The following is a 17,714-nucleotide window of genomic DNA, read 5'->3' on the forward strand; positions in this document are numbered from 1 at the left end:
GAATTTCTGGCATGGGTTTTAATACTGGCGGGAATTTGCGTCAATCTTGTTTTTATTTTTTTAGTTCTGTATCTTTTCCGATTTATTTCATTTTGAGCCGTCGCCATCCGCGCTCTTGGGTTTGGCGTAGTTGACGGTCAAAGTTCTGCCGCGAAATTTAAGCCCTGTAAGAACGGCGATAATTTCATCGGCTTTTGTATCTTTTACCTGCACAAAAGAATAATTATCTAAAATGCGGATAACGCCAATATCTTCCCTTGCGGCTGAACTTTTCGACATTATAAGAGTGATAACTTCCCGAGGATACAGGCGGCGGTTTTTGCCGATGCTGATAAAAAGTATTTTTGATTCTTCTTCTGACAAGAGCGTCTCAACCGGCGCGGATGTTTTATTTACTTCGGAATTATTCTCCTTTGTTTTTTGTTGCTTTTCATCTTTTTGCGGGCTGTCCACAGGGCGTGGGTTATCTTTGGGACGCAGACGGTCATTGGGACGCTGGCTGCCCACTGGACGCGGGCTGCCCACTGGACGCGGGCTTGGCGTTTCTCTTTTGTCATAGTACATAAAAAGCCATGCTGCCGCCCACGAGCGCTTAAAAAGCGAAACTTCTTTTTTATAGAGTTTATGGTATTCATGCAGAAGGGCAATATCGGTATCGGTATTGAATTTTTCAAGAATTCCTTCAAGATTCCGTTTTGCTTTTTCCTTATCAAACGGCATCTCAACCTCCACCGCCACTTATTGTCTGTATTGTACCGTCAGGATTGTATTTTAATTCCGTTACTTTCAAACTGCGAAGCCATGTTACGCCGCCTGAAGGACCGCTGTCGTGGTGGAAAAGGTACCACTTGCCCTTGTATTCAGTAATTGAGTGATGGGTTGTCCAACCGACTACTGGCGTTAATATTACTCCCTGATATGTAAACGGCCCGTAGGGATTGTCGCCTGTGGCATAGCATAAAAGGTGGGTGTCGCCAGTTGAATAAGAGAAATAATATTTGCCGTTGCACTTGTGCATCCATGAAGCTTCAAAAAAACGCTTTTCTTTTTCGCCGGCTGTAATCTGCTTTCCGTCTTTGCCGAGAATGACAACGGGATGCGGCTCTTCGGCAAACTGGAGCATATCCGCGCTTAATTTTGCAACCCTTGAGCAAATCGCCGGCTCGTTATTAGCAGGGAATGTCCCGCCTGTTTCCAAAGCCTTATTGTCCTTATAGCGTTGAAGCTGGCCGCCCCAAAGTCCGCCAAAATATATGTAATATTCGCCTTTTTCTTCAAATACGCAAGGGTCGATACTGTAACTGCCTCGAATCGGATCACCCTGCGCCTTAAACGGCCCTTCTGGACGGTCTGAGACGGCGACGCCGAGGCGGAAAACGTCATTTTTATCCTTTAACGAGAAATACAGGTAATACTTGCCGTTCTTATGGGCAACATCGTTGTCCCATAATTGGCGGCCTGCCCAGGGAATATCCTTTATGTCTAAAATTACTCCATGATCCGTCACCTTTCCATTATCAGCGTCTTCCAAGGAAAAGACATGGTAATCTTTCATATCGAAGTGATCGCCATTGTCATTTTCGCCAATGCCACTTTCACGGTCGTGGGAAGGGTAGATAAACAGCTTGCCGTTAAAAAGATGGACGGCAGGGTCTGCCATATAGTCGTCAGGAAATAAATACCTCATACTTATAAAATATCAGGAAATCCTGATTTTTGCAAGTGTTGAATTGTTTTAATTAAAAAAGTATATTTCAAATTATGAATTCAATTGAACTCGCGAAAGCCTATGATCCTAAATCCTTTGAGGACCGCATCTATGCCCTATGGAAAAACTCAGGCGCTTTTGCCCCGGAGGCCGCCTCTGACATTAACGGAAAACCGTTTGTCGTGGTAATTCCGCCTCCGAATGTCACGGGCGTTCTTCACGCGGGGCACGGGCTGAATAACAGTTTGCAGGATATTATTGTCCGTTTTTACCGCATGACGGGCGTTCCCGCCCTTTGGGTTCCGGGAACAGACCACGCCGGTATCGCGACTCAAAACGTAGTGGAACGCAAGTTAAAAGAAAAGGGAAAAAGCCGCCGCGAAATCGGGCGCGAAAAGTTTCTTGAAGAGACATGGAAGGTAAAAAAAGATCACCACGCGATTATTACAAAACAGCTTGAAAAAATAGGGGCAAGCCTTGACTGGAAGCGCGAACGTTTTACTATGGACGACGGGCTTTCCCGCGCCGTGCGCGAAGTTTTTGTCACCCTTTACGAGCGCAATCTTTTATATAAAGGAAACTACCTTGTAAACTGGTGCACTTCCTGCGGAACCGCCCTCGCGGACGACGAAGTTGATCATGAGGACACAAAGGGGAAAATGTACCATATCCGCTATTATTTTTCCGGCGATAAGGAGAACTACATTGAGATTGCCACAACGCGCCCTGAAACGCTGTTAGGTGACACCGCAGTAGCAGTCCACCCCGAAGATGAGCGCTATTCCGCCCTTAAAGGCAAAACCCTTCGCCTTCCGCTGACTGAGCGGGATATTCCGCTTATTTTTGATTCTTATGTGGAGCGCGGCTTTGGAACTGGAGCGTTAAAGGTAACGCCCGCGCATGATCCAAATGACTGGGAACTGGCGAAGCGGCACAACCTTGCAATTATCAATATTCTCAACCCGGACGGAACGCTTAACGGCGAAGTTCCCAAAAAATACAGAGGGCTTTCGGTGGCAAAGGCAAGGGCAGCCGTAATAGAAGACCTCAAATCAGGCGGCTGGTATGTGAAGGACGAGCCGCTCAACCACTCGGTCGGGCATTGTTACCGCTGCCATACGGTAATAGAGCCGTTCCTCTCCGAGCAGTGGTTTGTCCGCATGAAGCCGTTAGCTGAAAAAGCGCTCGCTTCCTGGCAGAAAGGCGAAATTATTTTTTATCCAAAAAAATGGGAAAACACCTATAAACACTGGATGGAAAACATAAGGGACTGGTGCGTCAGCAGACAACTGTGGTGGGGGCATAGAATCCCGGCATGGACTTGCGCCAACTGCGGCAAGATTACAGTTTCACGTAACGACATTGATACTTGCCCCCACTGCAAGAGCAAAAACATCGAGCAAGACCCAGACGTGCTTGACACGTGGTTTTCAAGCTGGCTGTGGCCGTTCAGCACTTTGGGCTGGGAGAACGCGGATTGCAATACCGATGATTTTAAAAAGTATTACCCGACAAGCGCCCTTATCACAGCTTACGACATCATCTTTTTTTGGGTATCAAGAATGATCATGGCTGGCCTTGAGTTTACCGGCAAAGCGCCGTTCCGCGACATTTACATTCACGGGCTTGTGCGCGACAAACAGGGACGCAAGATGAGCAAGTCTCTGGGCAACGGGCTTGATCCGTTGGAGCTTGTGGACGAGTTTGGCGCTGACGCTATGAAGTTCACTCTTGCCTTTATGTGCGCCCAGGGACAGGACGTTCTTGTTGACAAAGAGTCATTTAAGATGGGGACAAAATTCGCGAATAAGGTGTGGAACGCGAGCCGTTATATATTGATGAATCTTGAAGGCCGTAATTTGCAAGAAAATCCCGCCTTAATCCCCGCTGATAAATGGATCTATTCGCGGTTAAACGACGCTGCAAAGTCTATGAGGGAAGCGTTTCTTTCCTACCGTTACAACGACGCCGCCCAAACCGCTTATGAATTTTTCTGGAATGATTTTTGCGACTGGTATGTTGAAGCGACTAAACTTTCCATGAAGGGCGGCGATGACGCTGAAAAAGACCGCTCCACGACGGTATTATTGGACGTGCTGTCCAAATCCCTGCGCCTGCTTCACCCCTTGCTCCCGTTTGTTACAGAGGAAATCTACCAAAAATTACCGGCAAATTCCAAGCCTTCGGGCGCGAAAACATTGCTAATTAACGCACAATATCCCATATATGATGAAAAGTACAGTGATTCTCTGCAAGAGAAAAATTTTGCCGCGCTTCAATCGGTTGTTGGAATGGCGCGTACTTTACGGAGCGAATGCGGCATAACGCCGGAAAAAAAACTGCGCCTGTTAATAAGATCGGGCGCTGAATTGGAAACGGTATTCAGGGAGAACGAAGCTCTGATAAAACTTTTAGCCGGGGCTGGCGAATTACAGATTGAAGCGGCAAGCGGCGCGTCAAGCGGAAGACCGGCAGGTTCTATCGGCCTTGCGGGAACAAGCTTTGAAATTTTTGTATTTGTTGCCGAGGCTGTGGATACTGCCGCGTTAAAGAAAAAATTATCGGGAGACCTTGAGCGAGACCGCAAATATATAGAAAGCATCCGCGCAAAACTCGCCAATGAACAATTTGTTAAAAACGCGCCGGGGGAACTTGTAGAAGAACAGAGAAAAAAACTGGAAGAGGCAGTCAGGCGCACGGAAAAACTTGCGGGATATTTAAGGGATTTATAAATGACAACAGAACAAATGTGGCAGATCAGCGGAATGCACCTTGCGCCGTATATTCAAGTAGCCACGCATTTAATCGGAAAATCACGCGAAGGCGGCGGTAATATGTTCCGTCATCAGATTGACACCTTGGGAATCCTTATCGACTACGGTTATGTTAATTCGGTATTGCTTAAAGCCTCCCTTGTCCACGACGTGCTTGAGGATATCCCTAACTTTAATCACAATACTTTACTTTCCATAGATTGTGACAGCCCCGCCGTTTATAACCTTGTTCTTGAAGTTACGCGCAAACACGGCGAAACAAAACCTGATTTTCTTACGCGTATAATCGAAACAGCTTCTTTTGACGCTAAAACTTTAAAAGTAGCGGATCGCATATCCAATATGATTTCCCTCGGATTTGTAAACAATCTTGCCTTTGTGGAACGCTATATAAACGAGACGGAAAAATATCTTTTCCCTCTTGCCGCTCAGGTCAATGGTAATATGCTTACAGAGCTTACAGACCTTGTAAAAATAAAACGTAAATATCTGGAAGATATTAATTACAAATGATAAAATCGTCCGTGTTATTGCCTCAGATACATTCTCCGCAAGATATAAAAAAATTAACCATCCGCGAACTAAACGCGCTGGCGCAGGAAATAAGGGATAAGATTGTTTCTACGGTTTCGAGTAACGGTGGGCATTTATCGGCGAATCTTGGAATAGTGGAGCTGACAATAGCCCTTCACCGCGTATTTGACTCCCCATCCGATAAAATTGTCTGGGACGTGGGACATCAGTGTTACGCGCATAAATTAATAACAGGCCGTTTTAACTCGTTCTCGTCCCTTCGTAAAAAAGGGGGAATCGCCGGTTTCCCAAAGCGCAGTGAAAATATTCACGACGCTTTTAATACGGGCCACGCCTCAACGTCAATTTCAGCAGCTTTGGGGCTTTTGGCCGCTGACAGAATACAGGGCGGCAATTCGCGGGCAATAGCGGTAATTGGAGACGGCGCTCTCACGGGAGGAATGGCCTACGAAGCCCTGTCACACTGCGGACATCTCGGGCTTCCGTTAATTGTAATTTTAAATGACAATAAAATGTCCATTAGCAGAAATGTCGGAGGGCTTTCAAAATATTTAAGCAGACTTTCCATGAAGGAAAAATATCAAACCTTCCGCAGAAATTTTGACGCGATGGCAAAAAAAATCCCGTTTATCGGCAACGCGTTTTTTAATCTGGTAGTCAGGCTTAAACGCGCCGTTAAAGCGGTTTTTTATATCGACAATTTTTTTGTAGACTTGGGTTTTGAGTATGTGGGGCCGATAGGCGGACACAACATTCAAACGCTTATCGGCATTTTAGAAGACGTGCGCAAATTAAACCGCCCTGTTGTAATTCACTTAATTACGCGCAAAGGCAAAGGGTATGGTTACGCGGAAGACGACCCTGACAGTTACCACGGCGTAGGTTCTTTCTCGGTTGACGGCGGAATAGAGCAGGGCAATAAGAGTAAAAAGAGTTTCACGGAAAGTTTTTCAAGATGCCTCCTTGAAGCTGCGGCAAAAGACAAACGAATTGCAGCAGTAACCGCCGCCATGAAAACAGGCACCGGCCTATCCGCCTTCGCCCGTGATTTCCCAAACCGCTTTTACGACGTGGGCATTGCCGAAGAACACGCGGTAACCTTTGCAGCCGCCCTTGCCGCGCAGGGATTGCGCCCTGTAGTGGCGGTTTATTCAACATTTATCCAACGCGCCGTAGATCAGGCGTTTCAAGACGCGGCTCTCCAAAAACTGCCCGTCATTTTCGCGCTTGACAGATCGGGTTTTGTAAGCGTGGACGGCGAAACCCATCAAGGCTTGTTTGACATCACTCTTTTTCGCAGCGCTCCCAATATGACTCTGCTCTGCCCCGCAAGCGACAATGAAATGAAACTTATGCTGGATTACGGCATAAACCTTGAAACAGGCCCAGTCATGATTCGCTACCCAAAAGCGTTATGCCCTCAGGAAACCGAAGCTTTTTCAAAACCGCTTGAAAAAGGGCGCGGGACTTGGGTTTTAAAGAGCGGGAACGCTCAAGTCTGCCTTGCTTTTACGGGAAGTCTTTACGTTGAAGTGCTTGAAGCCGCCAATATATTGAAGGATAAGGGAATTTCTGCGGATTTGTACAATCTGCGTTTTTTAAAACCAGTTGACGAAGACTATTTGGCGAATTTGATGAACAAATACAAACTAGTGACGTTTATCGAAGAGGGCATGAGGGAAGGCGGTTTCGGCGAATATGCTGCGTCCCTCGCGCTCAGGCTCTCTTGTACGGCAAAAATCGCGGTTATTGCCGCAGAAAACGCTTTTTTTGAGGAAGACAGGGCGTTGGGAACCAGAGAAGAGTTGCTTGCGGAAAACGGGCTTGACGGTAAAGGAATAGCGGAAACAATATTGAAAACCAATGAACAGTGAGCAATGAGCAGTGAGCAATGAGCAATGAGCAATGAGCAATGAGCAGTGAGCAATTAGCAGTGAGCAATGAGCGAAGTTAGCAAGCATAGCGTCTTGCCAAGATGCCGCGCCCCCAAACAACGAAATTGCTCATTGCTAATTGAAATAACAACCCTATTCCCCCTTCGTGATCTTTGTTCCTTAGTGATCTTCGTGTGAACTTTCTCGAATATTTGCCTAAATTAACGATTGTCGATTCTGGCAAATTGTTGTATAAATAAAGATAACAAATGAATTGGTTTCAATGGCTTCTTTCCATATATGAGCATATCCGCCCCGTACTGGATATAGTGCTTCTCGCCTTCATTCTGTACAAGGGTTACGAATTGCTGGAAAAAACTCAGGCACTTCCTCTGGTTAAGGGGACAGGTTTTCTATTTTTGGTTTACGGCATAGCATGGTTTCTTAACCTTACAACTTTGCGCTGGGCGCTTACAATAATTGCCCCCGGCCTTTTTATCGCGATTGCAATCGTATTCCAGCCTGAGCTTAGAAAAATAGTTTTGCGCCTCGGTCAGACGGAATTTTTCAAACCCAACGCTATCGCGAATATCGGAAAACTTGACGCGGTTGTAACCGCCGCGGAACTTCTCTCTGAAAAAAGAAGGGGGATGTTAGTTGTTTTTCCGCGAAAGATAAATTTAAAAAACATTATTGATACCGGAACAAGAATCAACGCGGAAATTTCATCAAGCTTAATCGTGGCTATTTTTGAATTTGACGGCCCCCTGCATGACGGGGCGCTGGTTGTCTACGGCGGAAAAATAATCTCCGCCGGATGTTTTCTGCCGCTTTCTGAAAGGCAGGATATACGCAAAAATTTCGGCACGCGGCACAGGGCGAGCCTCGGCATGGCGGAACAATCAGACGCGGTAGTGCTTATCGTGTCCGAAGAAACGGGGGCTATTTCCCTCGCTTACGATTCAAAACTTTATTACGATTTATCTTCCGCGGAGGTTACGCGCAAATTAATGGAACTGCTCGACAAGGGAAGCAGAAAAGAAGCGGCGCAGAAAGATAATCCTAAAGAGGAAATGGAGGTTTTTGTTGAATAGAGCCGGGCTTTTTGCAAAAATAACGGAAAAATGGCCTGTTAAAGTTCTCTCTTTGGCGGCGGCGGTTATTATTTCAATCTTTTACAGAATGAACAATCTGGAAACCCGTTTTTTCACGGTGCCGCTGTTAGTTGAATCAAATGACGCCCTAATACCGGTAAATTCTTTCGCGACCTCGGTAAGAGTATCCGTTCGTGGAGAACCCGAAGGAATTCAGCCGATACTTGCGGAAGACATAGAAGCCTATATCGATCTTGCAAGATATTCTAACGAAGGAAATTACAGGGTGCCGGTTCAAATCCGCAAAAAAGGCGGCGCTCTCGGAGTCGAACCTTTGGAAATATCCGTTCTTCCGATAGAAATCCCGCTCCTTCTTGAACAAAAAGTAACACGTAACGTCAGCGTATTTCCCGTATTAAGCGGAACAGTCGCCGAAGGTTACGAGCTTGCCAACCAATCGCTAATCCCGTCAAGCGTAATTGTCGAGGGCCCACGTTCAATACTTGACGGCCATATCGAATTTAACACTGAAACAATCAATCTTGACGGGCGGTATAACGATTTTACCGTCATGGTTAACATAAAAAATGATAATCCTATGCTGTCTATTTACGGAAGCAATTTGCTGGAATTTAGGGGAGCAATCAGCCGTATAGCGCGAGAAAGAAGGGCGGAAAATCAGGCGGAAAGCGCAAGCGGCGTTTTAACAAACGGCGCTTTAACAAGCGACGCTTTAACAGGCGGCGAAGAATGATTACGGGAATCGGCGTTGATATAGTTGAAGTTAAACGCATGGAGCGCTGGCTTGGCAACTCAGCGCTCCTTAACAGGTATTTTCATCAGGAGGAGCTTTCCCTCGCGCTTTCCAGAAAAAACAGCGCGGCTCAATCATTAGCCGCGAGATTCGCGGCGAAAGAAGCGTTTGGCAAGGCTCTTGGAAGCGGGCTTGCAGAAATTGAATTAAAAGATATTATTGTAATTAATAACGATAAGGGAAAGCCGGATATTAAATTAACCGGCACCGCGCAAAAAGCGTTTGAAAAATCAGGCGCGGACAGGACGCATATTTCCCTTACCCATGAAAGAGAGAATGCGGTTGCCATGATCGTTTTGGAGAGGGCGTAAAAATGGTAAGAAAAAAGAAAGTCGAAGATGAAGATAAAGAATTAAAACTGACTTATCTGTCAAAAAAAGAATATACATGCCCCGCGTGCGGCGCGATATTCCGTAAAGAAGAGCTTTTCTCGGGCGGCGGAAGATTGATAGCGGGAAAACTTACGGAGGAGCTTCACAGGCTTTACGAACCTTCAAAAAAATACGGGGTGATTTTCCCACTTGTATACGAGTCAATCGTCTGCCCTGAATGCTGGTTCTCATCCATGGAAGCGGACTTTCTGTCACTGCCAAAAGAAAACGCGAGAAAGGTAAAAGACGACGTGGAAAAGCGAATGAAAGAAACCCAGCTTGTTTTTCCAAATATTGAATTTCATGAAAACAGAACATTGATGGACGGGGCGGCTTCCTTATATCTTACATTACGCTGTTATGACTATTACAACAAATCGACTTCCCCTACAATTAAACAGGGGCTTGCGGCAATACGATGCGCGTGGCTTTTAGACGAGCTTAACGCCAAATTCCCCGACCAGCATTATGACTGGCTTGGCACTCTTTTCAGAAAAAAGGCGCAGTACCTTTACAACGAGGCCCTTTCCCGCGAGCAGAGCGGCAGGGAAACTCTTTCAGGAATGAAAGCTTTCGGTCCTGACACGGATAAAAATTATTCTTACGAAGGAATGTTGTATATGTGCGCCTACCTTCGTTATAAATTCGGCCCCGCCCATAACGATGAAGAGAGAAAAACATCTCTTGAAGACGCGCGCAGAACAATCGCAAAACTATTCGGCATGGGCAAAGCGTCTAAAGACAAACCGGGCGCGTTTCTTGAACTGGCTAGAAAACTCTACGACACGATCAATCAGGAACTTTCCGTAAACGAATGATATGGAAAGGAATATCAAGCTTACCATCGCTTATGACGGAACTGATTTTTGCGGCTGGCAGCGGCAGAATGGGGCTGTCCAAAAAGAAAATTTCTACCACGAACCACACGAACTAGTACCTTCGGTACATGCACGAACAACGACAAGATATGTGCAAAAAGTTCGTGATGTTCGTGTGGTTCGTGGTAAAATTCAAACTTATCGGACAGCTACATACAGAACTGTGCAGGGAGTCATAGAAGACGCGCTTGAAAAAATGCACGGCCATCCTGTAAATCTGACAGGCTCAGGCAGAACTGATTCAGGCGTTCACGCTCTTGGGCAGGCGGCAAATTTTTACACGGATATCGAAAACATTCCAGCCGATCGATTCACTCCCGCGCTGAACTCTTCACTGCCGAAGGACGTAAGAGTGCTTGAATCCTGCGAAACAGACGGTGAATTTCACGCCCGCTTCAGCGCAAAGGCGCGGCTTTACCGTTACCAATTTATCTGCCGCCCTCTTCTGCCGCATGAAAGCAGGTATAACCTGCAACTGCGTCGTTTCCCGCGCCTTGAACTCCTTAACGCATACGGAAGGCTTCTCCTTGGAGAAACAGACTGCTCAATTTTCGCGGGCGCGGGAGACGCAAGCGCCTCAAAAAACCGTTATGTTTACAGGGCGTATTTTTACGCGGAAAGAGACTCCCTTATTTTTGAAATCTGCGCCAACGCATTCCTTCGCAACATGGTCCGCTCCGTAGCCGGCACATTCCTTCACTACGAAGAAACCTCCACGCCGCCAGAAAAACTGCGCGAAATCATCGCCGCCGGGGACCGTTCCCTAGCCGGCCCCACCCTGCCTCCACAGGGGCTATTCCTGTGGCAAGTGGAGTATTAGTTCTAAAGACCTCACACAAAGGAAGAAAATATAGGGAGTAGGGACTAGGGAGTAGGGAGTGGGGTTTTTGTCCGTTATCTTATCGTGAAGCCCACGCGACAAACCCCACTCCTCATTCCCTACTCCCCACTCCCTCTTCTTTGTGTTCTTTGTGTGATCTCTTCAGAAAAAAATTTAAAAAACCTATTGACAAGTTTTTAAAAAATCCCCATTGTTCACATAGACGAAAAATCTGGACGGCACTGGATGATGCCGCGCCGTGAAGCCCGGCGCATTGCTCCTGAAGGGAGGCTGGAAGGAATATATTGATAGGTAGCAATGTTGTCATCAACGGGATTTGCAAATCCTTTGATGATTTCGTAGTGCTCAATAATGTGAGCCTTGAAATTAAAAAGGGAGAATTTTTTTCCCTGCTGGGACCGTCGGGATGCGGAAAGACTACGCTGTTGCGCATCATTGCCGGTTTTGAACATCCCGATGAAGGGACGCTAACCTTGGACGGAAACAATGTGCTTTCCCTGCCCCCAAACAAGCGCCATACAAATACCGTATTCCAAAATTACGCTTTATTTCCCCACCTTACAGTTTTTGAAAATGTCGCGTTCTCGCCCCGGTTAAAAAAACTTCCTGAATCGGAAATTAAATCTAAAGTTGAACAATACTTAAATCTTGTGCGTCTTGAAGGACACGCCGATAAAAAACCCAACCAGCTTTCGGGCGGACAAAAACAAAGGGTGGCTATCGCGCGCGCGCTAATAAATGAACCGCGAGTGTTGTTGCTTGACGAGCCTCTTTCCGCCCTTGACGCGAAACTGCGCCAGCACATGCTGATAGAGCTTGACCGCATCCATGATGAAATCGGCATAACGTTCATCTATGTAACGCACGATCAGCAGGAAGCGCTTTCGGTCTCAGACCGCCTTGCGGTTATGAACAAGGGCGATATTCTGCAAATCGGCACGCCCCATGAAATTTACGAAAGCCCCTCCACTGATTTTGTCGCCCATTTTATTGGGGAAACCAATCTTTTTGACGGCGTTATTACAAGCGTGGAAAAAGTAAAAATTAACGATAGTAGCGATGAAACGGAATATTTGGCGGAAGTGGAAATCCCCGAGTTAGGCAAAATTAAAGTGACAGACGTAGACGAAGTAAAAATCGGGCAGCATGTAAGTTTTACAATAAGGCCTGAAAAAATTGTCATTACAAAAGAAATGCCGACTACAAAACGTTCTTATATAAACCATTTGCAAGGAACAGTTGACGAACCTATTTATTCCGGTTTTCAGACAAAGTTCTATGTTAAGGTGCAGGACAAAACCCTTATCCGCGTGATAAAACAACACGCTAATTATTCAGACGAAGGGCCAGATATCCGCTGGAAGGATTCAGTCTTTCTCTCATGGAGCGCCGTTGACGGCTACATAGTCGAGGTGAAAAGTTGAACCTCAAGGCCAAGAATTACGGCCCGCTCTACTCCGCCCCAATGGCGGTTTGGTTCACTATCTTTTTCCTCGCGCCCATTCTCATCATCGTTCTTTACAGTTTTTTAAAAAAAGGATTATACGGCGGCGTAGAAAAATATCTGTCTCTTGAAGCTTACCGCTATCTTAAAGACCCGGTATTTTTAAGCATTACCTTGCGTACAATTATTACTTCATTAATTGCAACCGTTATTACAATTTTAATAGCGCTTCCCTGCGGCTACTGCATGGCAAGAAGCAAACATCAAACCTTGCTTTTGCTCCTTATCATCATCCCATTCTGGACAAACTTTCTTATCAGGGTATTCGCGTGGATGACTATTCTTGGAAACAACGGTTTTCTTAATGAAATGCTGGCGCGGTTTAAAATAGTTAAAGATTATATACCGTTCCTTTACAACCAAAAAGCCGTTATCCTTGTGTTAGTTTACATGTACCTGCCCTACGCCATTCTGCCTTTGTTTTCTACAATAGATAAATTTGATTTCTCTCTTTTGGAAGCTGCGCGTGATCTTGGCGCTAACAAACTTACGTCGATGATAAAAATACTGCTTCCCAATATCAGGGGCGGAATGTTTACAGCGGTGCTTTTTACATTCATCCCGATTTTCGGCGCTTATGCGGTACCGCTCCTTGTTGGCGGCATGGATTCATACATGCTTGGAAACATAATAGCCGACCAGCTTTTAAAATCGCGTAACTGGCCCCGCGCCGCCGCGATTTCCATGGTGTTAACGGTAGTAACCACTATCGGCGTCGTATGGATGATGTATATACAGAAAAAAGACGCGTCAAAAACAGCCGAAGCTAAAGCGCATAAAACGGCTGCGGAGGGGGTGTAATTTGGGTCAAAGCATAGCGGCTAGAATTATCACTTCTTTAAGATCGCCAAAAAATCAAGGTGAGGCGGCAAGGCACGCGAAACGCGCTTATAGACAGCGTTTTTCAATGTCACAGACCGTATTTTTGGTTACCATTATTTTTCTGTTTCTGCCGCTTTTCGTCCTTGTAGTTTATTCATTTAACGCTTCTACAAGCATGAATTGGACTGGGTTTTCCCTGAGGTGGTACGAAAAACTTTTAGGCTCACGTGAATTGTGGAGGGCTTTAAGAAACAGCCTAATTATCGCAGTCTCTTCGGCGGCTACTGCGACGGTAATAGGAACCATAGGCGCGATAGGAATTAACTGGTACAGATTTAAAATGCGCGGCTATGTTCAAACAATTTCATTTCTTCCAATGATTCTGCCCGAAATTATCATCGGCGTTTCGCTTTCTATTTTTTTCGCAGGCATCGGCATTCCGCTCGGGCTTTTCACTATTTTTGTCGCGCATACAACTTTTAACCTTCCGTTTGTATTTTTAATGGTAATGGCGCGGCTTGATGAATTTGACTTTTCAATAATAGAAGCCGCAGCCGATCTTGGCGCAAGCGAAAAACAAACTCTGTTTAAGGTAACTCTTCCAATATGTATGCCGGGCATTATTTCCGGGCTTCTTACGGCAATTACATTATCGCTGGAAGACTTTGTAATCACATTCTTTGTCGCCGGCCCCGGCTCTTCCACTCTGCCGATTTTTATATATTCGGCTATTACAAGAAAAGGAGGCGTTACGCCATTAATAAGCGCGCTTTCCGTCGTGATGATATTAGGCACCGTACTTCTTTGCGTTATGCTTAGAAAATTTTTAAAGTACATTGCCGCCAAATGAGTAATGGCTTCGTTGAAGCAAGTCTCGTTGAGACTTAAAAAATATTTTTTTATGGAGGATTTTTATGGAGGAAAAGATGGAACTACCCAATTCGGACGCGGTCTCTAGTCAGACTCAAGGAGGCTTACGTTCAAAACAAGAGAAACGTACTGTACGCAGCTTAGCTGCGGCATGCATATTGGGTCTGATTGTTTTTTTGGCGGGAAGCTGTGAGAAAAAGCAAAAGCTTTACATTTACAACTGGACTTACTACACGCCGGATTCCGTGATTGAAAAGTTTGAGAAAGAGTTCAATGTCAGGGTTATTTACGACGAGTTTGCATCTAACGAAGACATGTACGCGAAACTTAAATCAGGAGGCACCGGTTATGATATTGTTTTCCCGTCGGCGGATTATACGTCAATAATGATACAACAAAATATGCTTGAAAAAATAGATAAATCGTTAATTCCGAATCTTGTTAACATAGATCCGTTTGTTCTTATAAACGCCAAGTATGATTCAAATATGGAATACTCCGTTCCCTATTATTTTGGAGCGGCCGGCGTATGCGTAAATACGGAAAAGGTTCCCAATTATGAAAAAAGCTGGTCAATCTTCGCAAGGGAAGACCTGCGCGGCCGCATGACAATGTTAGACGACATGCGCGAAGTAATGGGGGATGCCCTTGCCTTTTGCGGCTATTCGGTGAACACTACGGATAAGGCGCTGATAGCGAGAGCAAGGGACCTTATCAACAATTCATGGAAACCGAATCTTGTAAAATTTGACGCGGACGCGTTCGGTAAAGGTTTTGCAAACGGGGAGTTCTGGGTAGTTCAAGGGTATCCTGAAGTAGTATTTGAAGAAATTGCCGAAGATGAAAAGATGCTGGCAAACACCGTATTTTTCTTTCCAAGGGAAGGAGGCCCCGCGTATATCGACAGCATGTGCATATTAAAGGGATCAAAGAACATAAAGCTTGCGCATCAATTTATCAACTTTATTCACAAGCCGGAAATTTACGCCGAGTTTGCGGATGAGTTTGGTTTTCCCGCGACGGCAAACGTGCCTGCCCGCAAGTTAAAAAAAGGAACTCCGATGTACGAGGCGGAGGATCTGCTAAATGTGGAAATCAAGTTTGATCTTGGTGACAATTTAGACCTCTACAATGACGCATGGTTTAACTCCATAAGAGCTGGTGAATAACAATCTGGAGGGGTCCAAAAATAAAAATTTCTACCACGAACCACACTAACCAATACGAACAACGACAATATATGTGTAAAAAGTTTGTGTGGTTCGTGGTAAAATTATATTGGACAGCCTTTTTTAGGAGGTGATGATGGGGAAAAAAAGTATCCTGCATCTTTCGGTTTTGGCGGCGCTGTTGCCTGCCATTTTATCCTGTAATTCAAAAGAAAAATTGTATATTTATAACTGGACATATTATACGCCTGAGTCAGTAATAGAAAAATTTGAAAACGAATACAATTGCAGAATCATTTACGATGAGTTTGCGTCTAACGAAGATATGTACGCCAAGTTAAGGGCGAACAAGGGCAAACGCGGCGGTTACGACGTGGTATTTCCTTCTAAAGATTATGTTCCGATAATGATCCGGCAGGGAATGTTGGAAAAATTAGATCATTCAAAATTATTTAACCTAAAAAATATAGATCCGGAAACGCTTAAAAGGGCAAGTTACGACCCGGACATGGAATATTCAGTACCTTATTTTTACGGCGCGGGCGGCATTGTCGTCAACACGTCAAGAGTTCCAGATTATGAAGAAAGCTGGTCAATATTCGCCAGAGAAGACCTAAAAGGCCGCATGACGATGTTAGACGACATGAGGGAAGTGATGGGCGGCGCTCTCGCGTTTCTTGGGTACTCCGTCAATTCAATAAATCCGGCTCAAGTGAACGAGGCAAAAGACCTTGTAAACAATTCATGGAAACCGAACCTTGTAAAATTTGACGCTGAATCCTTTGCCAAAGGTTACGCGAATGGGGATTTTTGGGTAGTCCACGCCTTTCCTGAAGCCGTCTATGAAGAAATCGCCGACTTTCCACAGTTAATGGAAGCGACTGTTTTCTTTATTCCCAAAGAAGGCGGCCCGTCTTTTATCGACAATATGTGCATTTTAAAGGGAGCTAGAAATATCAACCTCGCCCATAAATTTATCGACTTTATCCACAGGCCGGAAATCTACGCCGAGTTTGCCGATACTTTCGGCCTTCCCGCTACGGTAAACGTCCCGGCGCGTAGTTTAAAAAAGGGCGTTTCCTTGTATTCCGAGACTGATCTGCTCTCTACGCAACTTGTGGAGGATTTAGGGGAGTCTTTGGAACTTTATACAGAGGCGTGGTTTAATTCGATTCGTATCGGGGATTGAGATGAACAAAGAACTTATCATATCGCAAGCTCAAATTGAAAAACGGATTTTTACGATTCGTGGATTACAGGTAATGATTGACCGTGATCTTGCGGAAATGTATAAAGTAGAAACTAAAGTATTAAATCAGGCTGTAAAGAGAAATATAGAACGGTTTCCTGAGGAATATAGGTTTCAATTAACCGAGAAAGAAACAGAAGATTTAATTATAGTCTGTAATCGGCTTGGCCACATGGGGTTGTCAAAAAATACGCCTATGGATTCAAGGTCACAAATTGTGACCTTGAACAACAAACGGGGACAAAACATCAAATATCTGCCGTATGTTTTTACCGAACAGGGCGTAGCTATGCTTTCTGCCGTTTTGCGAAGCGAAATGGCAATTAAGGTAAGCATTCAGATTATAAATGCTTTTGTACAATTACGGAAAATAGTACAAAACAATCAATTTATTTATTCACGATTGGATAAAATTGAACAAAAACAGCTTGAAACTGATCAAAAGTTTGAACGAGTTTTTAACGCTCTTGAAAACAAAGGTGCGATACCCGATCAGGGCGTGTTCTTTGCTGGGCAAGTATTTGACGCATACGAACTTACCTCAAAAATTATTCGTTCCGCCAATAAAAGCATTGTGTTGATTGACAATTATATTGATGAAACAACTCTTATTCATCTATCAAAAAAGAAAAAAATATAAAAGTGTTACTGCTTACAAAAAATACAAGCAAACAATTGTATTTGGACATTCAAAAAGCTAATGAACAATACGGCGGTTTTGACTTAAAACAGTTTACTCAAAGTCATGATCGTTTTTTAATAATTGATGACGGTAAGGAAGTGTATCATCTGGGCGCTTCATTGAAAGATTTAGGCAAAAAATGGTTTGCCTTTTCCAAGTTGGATAAAAGTTCCGTAGAAAGTATCATTAACGCTATTTCGGGGTTGATATGAAATTCGACAACAATATAAAAAGTGGCTAACAGAACTGAAAATTTTTATTTTTAGGCATTATCATAATACTTGGTTTAATAGCAGAAACCGATTGACAGACACCTTGCGTGTCCTGTTTCACAGCCGCCTGACCGCTAAAACACATCAAAAAAGTACCACCGTAAACAATCTGAAAAGGTTTTAATCGCAAAAATTTTCACACTAAGAACACGAAGGGACAAAGATCACAAAGAAGAAAAAGAAGGCACACCGCTCTCCAGAGTGTACCATGTAAGACATGATACACTACAAAAAAGCGGTAACAGATACATTGCGTAC

At 44.7% G+C, this 17,714-nt stretch carries 17 protein-coding genes; 15 read left to right on the forward strand and 2 right to left on the reverse strand.

Annotated elements, in window-relative coordinates:
* Window positions 1–87: 87 nt before the first annotated feature.
* Both ACYVRH_RS01665 and ACYVRH_RS01670 read right to left on the reverse strand, forming a co-directional pair.
* Complete coding sequence (locus tag ACYVRH_RS01665; protein WP_461255194.1) at window positions 88–720, reverse strand: DbpA RNA binding domain-containing protein; 633 nt, start codon at window positions 718–720, stop codon at window positions 88–90.
* 1 nt (window position 721) lies between these two features.
* Window positions 722–1,687, reverse strand: coding sequence for a glycoside hydrolase family 43 protein (locus ACYVRH_RS01670; RefSeq protein ID WP_461255195.1), 966 nt, complete (start codon window positions 1,685–1,687; stop codon window positions 722–724).
* 74 nt (window positions 1,688–1,761) lie between these two features.
* Here ACYVRH_RS01670 and ACYVRH_RS01675 point away from each other — a divergent pair, with 74 nt between their 5' ends.
* From ACYVRH_RS01675 to ACYVRH_RS01745, 15 genes are all read left to right on the forward strand, one after another.
* A complete protein-coding gene (locus ACYVRH_RS01675; RefSeq protein ID WP_461255196.1) occupies window positions 1,762–4,440 on the forward strand; it encodes a valine--tRNA ligase in 2,679 nt (892 codons plus the stop codon).
* Complete coding sequence (locus ACYVRH_RS01680; RefSeq protein WP_461255197.1) at window positions 4,441–4,995, forward strand: hypothetical protein; 555 nt, start codon at window positions 4,441–4,443, stop codon at window positions 4,993–4,995.
* Window positions 4,992–6,890, forward strand: coding sequence for a 1-deoxy-D-xylulose-5-phosphate synthase (gene dxs / locus ACYVRH_RS01685; protein WP_461255198.1), 1,899 nt, complete (start codon window positions 4,992–4,994; stop codon window positions 6,888–6,890). The genes ACYVRH_RS01680 and dxs overlap by 4 nt, the downstream gene beginning before the upstream one ends.
* A gap of 269 nt (window positions 6,891–7,159) precedes the next feature.
* The gene (gene cdaA / locus ACYVRH_RS01690; RefSeq protein WP_461255199.1) at window positions 7,160–7,984 is read left to right on the forward strand and encodes a diadenylate cyclase CdaA; all 825 of its coding nucleotides are present in this window, start codon (window positions 7,160–7,162) and stop codon (window positions 7,982–7,984) included.
* Entirely contained in the window at window positions 7,977–8,738 is a 762-nt protein-coding gene (locus ACYVRH_RS01695; RefSeq protein ID WP_461255200.1) for a CdaR family protein, read from the forward strand. The genes cdaA and ACYVRH_RS01695 overlap by 8 nt, the downstream gene beginning before the upstream one ends.
* On the forward strand, window positions 8,735–9,109 hold the full coding sequence (locus ACYVRH_RS01700; RefSeq protein WP_461255201.1) for a holo-ACP synthase: 375 nt from the start codon (window positions 8,735–8,737) through the stop codon (window positions 9,107–9,109). Before ACYVRH_RS01695 ends, ACYVRH_RS01700 begins: the two co-directional genes overlap by 4 nt.
* A gap of 2 nt (window positions 9,110–9,111) precedes the next feature.
* Window positions 9,112–9,987 (forward strand): DUF2225 domain-containing protein, encoded by an 876-nt coding sequence (locus ACYVRH_RS01705; RefSeq protein WP_461255202.1) that lies wholly within the window; start codon window positions 9,112–9,114, stop codon window positions 9,985–9,987.
* A 1-nt stretch (window position 9,988) separates the two neighbouring features.
* Window positions 9,989–10,867, forward strand: a complete 879-nt coding sequence (locus ACYVRH_RS01710; RefSeq protein WP_461255203.1) for a tRNA pseudouridine synthase A — start codon at window positions 9,989–9,991, stop codon at window positions 10,865–10,867.
* A gap of 305 nt (window positions 10,868–11,172) precedes the next feature.
* Window positions 11,173–12,312 carry an ABC transporter ATP-binding protein gene (locus ACYVRH_RS01715; RefSeq protein ID WP_461255204.1) on the forward strand — a complete coding sequence of 380 codons (1,140 nt, stop codon included), beginning with the start codon at window positions 11,173–11,175 and terminating at the stop codon, window positions 12,310–12,312.
* Between the two features lie 41 nt (window positions 12,313–12,353).
* Entirely contained in the window at window positions 12,354–13,193 is an 840-nt protein-coding gene (locus tag ACYVRH_RS01720; RefSeq protein WP_461255229.1) for an ABC transporter permease, read from the forward strand.
* A 106-nt stretch (window positions 13,194–13,299) separates the two neighbouring features.
* Window positions 13,300–14,064: an ABC transporter permease gene (locus ACYVRH_RS01725; protein WP_461255230.1), complete on the forward strand. Its 765-nt coding sequence runs from the start codon at window positions 13,300–13,302 to the stop codon at window positions 14,062–14,064.
* 64 nt (window positions 14,065–14,128) lie between these two features.
* Window positions 14,129–15,253: an extracellular solute-binding protein gene (locus tag ACYVRH_RS01730; RefSeq protein ID WP_461255205.1), complete on the forward strand. Its 1,125-nt coding sequence runs from the start codon at window positions 14,129–14,131 to the stop codon at window positions 15,251–15,253.
* Between the two features lie 136 nt (window positions 15,254–15,389).
* Window positions 15,390–16,442 carry an extracellular solute-binding protein gene (locus ACYVRH_RS01735; RefSeq protein ID WP_461255206.1) on the forward strand — a complete coding sequence of 351 codons (1,053 nt, stop codon included), beginning with the start codon at window positions 15,390–15,392 and terminating at the stop codon, window positions 16,440–16,442.
* A 1-nt stretch (window position 16,443) separates the two neighbouring features.
* Window positions 16,444–17,142, forward strand: a complete 699-nt coding sequence (locus tag ACYVRH_RS01740) for an ORF6N domain-containing protein (RefSeq protein ID WP_461255207.1) — start codon at window positions 16,444–16,446, stop codon at window positions 17,140–17,142.
* A 2-nt stretch (window positions 17,143–17,144) separates the two neighbouring features.
* The gene (locus ACYVRH_RS01745; protein ID WP_461255208.1) at window positions 17,145–17,396 is read left to right on the forward strand and encodes a hypothetical protein; all 252 of its coding nucleotides are present in this window, start codon (window positions 17,145–17,147) and stop codon (window positions 17,394–17,396) included.
* The last annotated feature ends 318 nt before the right edge of the window (window positions 17,397–17,714 follow it).

The organism is Treponema sp. R80B11-R83G3 (assembly GCF_054786115.1).

What these genes read in the sequence shown, in the direction of transcription:
- ACYVRH_RS01665 (WP_461255194.1), bottom strand. Translation starts at nt 720, where the DNA reads ATGCCGTTTGATAAGGAAAAAGCAAAACGGAATCTTGAAGGAATTCTT.
- ACYVRH_RS01670 (WP_461255195.1), bottom strand. Translation starts at nt 1,687, where the DNA reads ATGAGGTATTTATTTCCTGACGACTATATGGCAGACCCTGCCGTCCAT.
- ACYVRH_RS01675 (WP_461255196.1), top strand. Translation starts at nt 1,762, where the DNA reads ATGAATTCAATTGAACTCGCGAAAGCCTATGATCCTAAATCCTTTGAG.
- ACYVRH_RS01680 (WP_461255197.1), top strand. Translation starts at nt 4,441, where the DNA reads ATGACAACAGAACAAATGTGGCAGATCAGCGGAATGCACCTTGCGCCG.
- dxs (WP_461255198.1), top strand. Translation starts at nt 4,992, where the DNA reads ATGATAAAATCGTCCGTGTTATTGCCTCAGATACATTCTCCGCAAGAT.
- cdaA (WP_461255199.1), top strand. Translation starts at nt 7,160, where the DNA reads ATGAATTGGTTTCAATGGCTTCTTTCCATATATGAGCATATCCGCCCC.
- ACYVRH_RS01700 (WP_461255201.1), top strand. Translation starts at nt 8,735, where the DNA reads ATGATTACGGGAATCGGCGTTGATATAGTTGAAGTTAAACGCATGGAG.
- ACYVRH_RS01705 (WP_461255202.1), top strand. Translation starts at nt 9,112, where the DNA reads ATGGTAAGAAAAAAGAAAGTCGAAGATGAAGATAAAGAATTAAAACTG.
- ACYVRH_RS01710 (WP_461255203.1), top strand. Translation starts at nt 9,989, where the DNA reads ATGGAAAGGAATATCAAGCTTACCATCGCTTATGACGGAACTGATTTT.
- ACYVRH_RS01720 (WP_461255229.1), top strand. Translation starts at nt 12,354, where the DNA reads ATGGCGGTTTGGTTCACTATCTTTTTCCTCGCGCCCATTCTCATCATC.
- ACYVRH_RS01725 (WP_461255230.1), top strand. Translation starts at nt 13,300, where the DNA reads ATGTCACAGACCGTATTTTTGGTTACCATTATTTTTCTGTTTCTGCCG.
- ACYVRH_RS01730 (WP_461255205.1), top strand. Translation starts at nt 14,129, where the DNA reads ATGGAGGAAAAGATGGAACTACCCAATTCGGACGCGGTCTCTAGTCAG.
- ACYVRH_RS01735 (WP_461255206.1), top strand. Translation starts at nt 15,390, where the DNA reads ATGGGGAAAAAAAGTATCCTGCATCTTTCGGTTTTGGCGGCGCTGTTG.
- ACYVRH_RS01740 (WP_461255207.1), top strand. Translation starts at nt 16,444, where the DNA reads ATGAACAAAGAACTTATCATATCGCAAGCTCAAATTGAAAAACGGATT.